At 61.7% G+C, this 4,866-nt stretch carries 4 protein-coding genes; 2 read left to right on the forward strand and 2 right to left on the reverse strand.

Going from position 1 to position 4,866, the window contains the following annotated elements; translation table 11 throughout:
- The coding region (locus ACE04F_RS23780) for a DODA-type extradiol aromatic ring-opening family dioxygenase (RefSeq protein WP_486110165.1) at positions 1 to 331 on the forward strand (331 nt) is incomplete at its 5' end.
- 186 nt (positions 332 to 517) lie between these two features.
- On the opposite strand, the gene ACE04F_RS23785 is transcribed toward ACE04F_RS23780, so the two are convergent.
- Entirely contained in the window at positions 518 to 2,191 is a 1,674-nt protein-coding gene (locus tag ACE04F_RS23785) for a DEAD/DEAH box helicase (protein ID WP_486110166.1), read from the reverse strand.
- 397 nt (positions 2,192 to 2,588) lie between these two features.
- A complete protein-coding gene (locus tag ACE04F_RS23790) occupies positions 2,589 to 3,344 on the reverse strand; it encodes a spermidine synthase (protein ID WP_486110167.1) in 756 nt (251 codons plus the stop codon).
- 141 nt (positions 3,345 to 3,485) lie between these two features.
- Here ACE04F_RS23790 and ACE04F_RS23795 point away from each other — a divergent pair, with 141 nt between their 5' ends.
- On the forward strand, positions 3,486 to 4,832 hold the full coding sequence (locus ACE04F_RS23795) for a class II 3-deoxy-7-phosphoheptulonate synthase (RefSeq protein WP_486110168.1): 1,347 nt from the start codon (positions 3,486 to 3,488) through the stop codon (positions 4,830 to 4,832).
- Positions 4,833 to 4,866: the final 34 nt, after the last annotated feature.

Below are 4,866 nucleotides of genomic sequence, written 5' to 3' on the forward strand. Positions count from 1 at the left end.
GGTGGCAGGACTGCGCGGACAGGACATCCTGCTGATCGGTTCCGGCAGTATCACGCATAACCTGGGGGATCTGGACTGGAACGCCGGCCCTGACAGCATCGAGCCCTGGGCCAAGGCATTCCGCGATTGGATAGTGGCGCAATTGGCGGCCAACGACGAGTTCGCGTTGCATGATTACCGCCGCCAGGCCCCCAATGCGGTGCGCAGCCATCCCAGCGACGAGCACCTGCTGCCGCTGTACTTTGCCCGGGGGGCGGGTGGCAAATTCAGCGTTGCCCATGAAGGGTTCACGATGGGAACGCTGGGGATGGACATTTATCGGTTTGATTGACGTACCGAGTCGCTCCAATTCGCGAGCAGGCTCGCTCCCACAGGCAATACAAATCCAGTGTGGGAGCGAGCCTGCTCGCGAATAATGGCGTCAGCTGTCTCATCCTGCCACCAGCAAATGGCAGGCAAAAAAATCCCCGAACCAGTCGGGGATTTTTTCATGCTCGATCATTCAGCCGGGAGCCGATCAATCCTCGCGGTAACGACGCAGCTTGAGCTGCTTGCCAGCCACGCGAGTGTCCTTGAGCTTGGTCAGCAACTTCTCCAGGCCTTCTTCCGGCAGTTCCACCAGGCTGAAGCTGTCACGCACCTGGATGCGACCGATCGCTTCGCGGGCCAGGCCGCCTTCGTTGAGGATCGCGCCCAGCAGGTTCTTGGCGGCAATGCCGTCACGAGCACCCAGCGCGGTACGGCAGCGGGCACGGCCTTCGCCCAGCGGGATCGGTGCGCGACGCTCGCGATCACCACGATCCGGACGATCACCGGTACGCTCGGGACGATCGCCACGCGGTGCGTTGTTCGGCACCAGTGGGCGTTCCTTCTCGATCGCCGCCAGGGTCAGCGCCTGACCGTTGGTAGCCTTGCGCAGCAGGGCTGCGGCCAGGGCACGCGGGGTGCAACCGATGTCGGCGGTCAGGCGATCGAGCAGATCACCGTGGGTCGATTCGGCGTCAGCCACCAGCGGCGACAGGCTGTTGGTCAGTTTCTTGATGCGGGCATCGAGAACGGCCTGGGCGTCCGGCAGGCGAACTTCCGCGACCTTCTGACCGGTCACACGCTCGATCACTTGCAGCATGCGGCGCTCACGCGGAGTCACCAGCAGCAGCGCACGACCTTCGCGACCGGCACGGCCGGTACGGCCGATACGGTGAACGTAGGATTCCGGATCGTACGGCATGTCCACGTTGAACACGTGGGTGATGCGCGGAACGTCCAGACCACGGGCAGCAACGTCGGTCGCCACAACGATGTCCAGACGGCCATCCTTGAGGGAATCGATCACGCGCTCGCGCTGGTTCTGGGCGATGTCACCGTTCAGCGCAGCGGCTTTGTAGCCTTTGGCTTCCAGGGCGCTGGCCAGGTCCAGGGTCGCTTGCTTGGTGCGCACGAACATGATCAGGGCGTCGAAGTCTTCCACTTCCAGCAAGCTGAGAACGGCGGAAGTCTTCTGGTCAGCATGAACCAGCAGGTGAGCCTGCTCGATCGCGGTAACGGTCTGGGTCTTGCTCTGGATCTTGACGTGCTTCGGATCGCGCAGATGGCGTTCGGCGATGGCACGGATCGATTGCGGCAAGGTGGCCGAGAACAGGACGGTCTGACGGGTCTCCGGCATGGCCTTGAAGATGACTTCCAGGTCGTCCATGAAGCCCAGCTTGAGCATTTCGTCCGCTTCGTCGAGAACCAGGTGGTTCACGGTAGCGAGGACTTTCTCGTCGCGACGCAGGTGGTCGCAGAGACGGCCCGGGGTGGCGACAACAATCTGTGCGCCATTACGGATTGCTTTCAGTTGCGGGCCCATCGGCGCGCCGCCGTAGACAGCCACAACAGTCACGCCTGGCATTTGCTTGGCGTAGGTTTCGAAAGCGGTTGCAACTTGTAGCGCCAACTCGCGGGTTGGGGCCAGGATCAGAGCTTGCGGCTCGCGCTTGGACGGATCAATGCGGTGCAGGATCGGCAGTGCGAACGCGGCGGTCTTACCCGTACCGGTTTGCGCCTGACCAATCATATCGTGACCGGCGAGAATGATCGGGATCGACTGCTGCTGAATGGCCGAAGGCTCTTCATAGCCGGTAGCGACTACTGCAGCGACAATATTGGGATGAAGTTCAAGAGCGGCGAAGCCGCCGATTTCCTGGGTCATGGGTCTGCCTCTAAGTGCATCCGCAAAGACCCATGCTCCAAAGCTGCGCATGCCGTGTTGAGACTCAAGAGTCGCCCTGGCAGCTTTGTCGGCGGGGATTTGCGAAAACGAATGAATGAAAAAGAACGTCGTGGAAGCATCCGTTGTGCGGACATGCAACCGAAGCTGGCTTCGGGGAATTGCGCTACCTTGACGCGGCCCGGCTAAAGGCCGGCGCGCACTATACCGGAATTCGTTGAAAAAGGGAGATTTTTTTATCGACGAAGGGTGTGGCGGGGCTCTGTGCAGCAAGCGTTGAGGGCGTCAGCTAAAACGATTCATCTTTGGATGGCCAAGCCCCTGTGATGAGTTCCCTGTGCCGGGGGGAACCCATCCAAAAGGATGCTTGAAAATCCGATCAAGTCGCCGGGCGGATCGCCTTGATCAGCGACTGCAACGAATAACCCAGCCGCGGCGCCAGCCCTTCGGCACGGGCGACCAGCCCTTGCATGTCCAGTTCCTGGTCCAGCTCAGCCGGCACGATCAGGATAACGTTGCCCTCCTTCACCGGCAACTCCCAGTAGTGCCGGTGATACAAGCCGCGCAAGAGCGCCGCGCCTAGCGGCTTGCCATCGTCGGTGGCCCACTGGTTGATCACCAGCCAGCCGCCGGGATTGAGGCGTTTCTGGCAGTTCTCCAGAAACCCCCAGGCCAGGTGACCGACGCCGGGACCGACATCGGTATAGAGGTCGACGAAAATCAGGTCCGCCGGCTCCGCCGTTTCCAGCAGCTCCAAGGCATCACCGACGCGGATGTACAGGCGCGGATCATCGTCCAGACCGAGGTATTCAATGGCCAGGCGCGGCACGTCGGGGCGCAGTTCGATGGCCTCGACGTCCTCCAGCGGCAGGAACTTGAGACAGGCCTGGGTCAGCGTACCGGCGCCCAGACCGAGGAACAGCGCGCTCTCCGGTTGCTCGTGACACAACGCACCGATGAGCATGGCGCGGGTGTAGTCATATTCGAGCCAGCTCGGATCGGCCGTGAATACGCAGCTCTGCTCGATCGCATCGCCAAACTCGAGAAACCGGTAATCGGCCACTTCGAGTACGCGGATCATGCCGAACTCGTCATGCACCTCGGCGAGCAAATGCTCGACGCGCTCCTCTGTCATTTCTTCTCCTGATCTTGCCGTGCCGGCCAGAGCCCATGCTAACGGGGCAAAGGCGCGATTGTCGGCGAAGCGAGCGGAACAGGTCACGCACTAATTTGCTGATAACATGAGCGCCCGAGCGTAAATCACCTAGAGATCATAATGAGCCAACCCTGGAGCCCTGACAGCTGGCGCGCCCTGCCGATCCAGCAGCAACCCCGCTACCCCGACGCCGCGCACCTGTTGCAGGTGGAGCAGACCCTGGCCAGCTATCCGCCATTGGTGTTTGCCGGTGAAGCCCGGGAATTGCGTCGTCAGTTTGCCGAAGTCACCCAGGGCCGGGCGTTCCTGCTGCAGGGCGGCGACTGCGCCGAGAGCTTCGTCGAATTTTCCGCCGCCAAGATTCGCGACACCTTCAAGGTGCTGCTGCAAATGGCCATCGTCATGACCTTCGCCGCCGGTTGCCCGGTGGTCAAGGTCGGGCGCATGGCAGGCCAGTTCGCCAAACCGCGCTCGGCCAACGATGAGACGATCGATGGCGTGACACTGCCGGCCTACCGGGGCGACATCGTCAACGGCATCGGCTTCGACGAGAAAAGTCGCGTGCCGGATCCGGAGCGGCTGCTGCAGTCCTACCATCAGTCCACCGCCACCCTCAACCTGCTGCGAGCGTTCGCCCAGGGCGGGTTCGCCGATCTGCACCAGGTGCACAAGTGGAACCTGGACTTCATCGCCAACTCGGCCCTGGCGGAAAAGTACAGCCACCTGGCCGACCGCATCGACGAAACCCTGGCGTTCATGCGCGCCTGCGGCATGGACAGCTCGCCGCAACTACGCGAGACGAGTTTTTTCACCGCCCACGAAGCGTTGCTGCTCAACTACGAAGAAGCCTTCGTACGCCGTGACAGCCTGACCAACGATTATTACGACTGCTCGGCCCACATGCTGTGGATCGGCGACCGCACCCGCCAGCTGGACGGAGCGCATGTGGAGTTCCTGCGCGGGGTGAACAACCCGATCGGGGTCAAGGTTGGCCCGAGCATGAACCCTGACGACCTGATCCGCCTGATCGACGTGCTCAACCCGGACAATGATCCCGGTCGGCTGAACCTGATCGCGCGGATGGGCGCCAACAAGGTCGCTGATCACCTGCCGGAACTGTTGCGCGCCGTGCAGCGCGAAGGCAAGCAGGTGCTGTGGAGTTCCGACCCGATGCACGGCAATACCATCAAGGCCAGCAGCGGCTACAAGACCCGGGATTTTGCGCAGATTCTTGGCGAGGTGAAGCAGTTCTTCCAGGTGCATGAAGCCGAAGGGACCTACGCCGGCGGGATTCATATCGAGATGACCGGGCAGAACGTCACCGAATGCATCGGCGGCGCCCGACCGATCACCGAGGATGGGCTGTCGGATCGTTACCACACGCACTGCGATCCGCGGATGAATGCCGATCAGTCGCTGGAGCTGGCGTTTTTGATTGCCGAGACGTTGAAGCAGGTTCGGCGGTAAAACCAATAGACCTTCTCCAACTGCTCAATCGCTT

It is taken from the genome of Pseudomonas sp. AGC41, from assembly GCF_057334555.1.

Excerpts from the sequence above, each read along its gene's own strand:
- ACE04F_RS23785 (WP_486110166.1), bottom strand. The coding sequence starts at position 2,191 with ATGACCCAGGAAATCGGCGGCTTCGCCGCTCTTGAACTTCATCCCAAT.
- ACE04F_RS23790 (WP_486110167.1), bottom strand. The coding sequence starts at position 3,344 with ATGACAGAGGAGCGCGTCGAGCATTTGCTCGCCGAGGTGCATGACGAG.
- ACE04F_RS23795 (WP_486110168.1), top strand. The coding sequence starts at position 3,486 with ATGAGCCAACCCTGGAGCCCTGACAGCTGGCGCGCCCTGCCGATCCAG.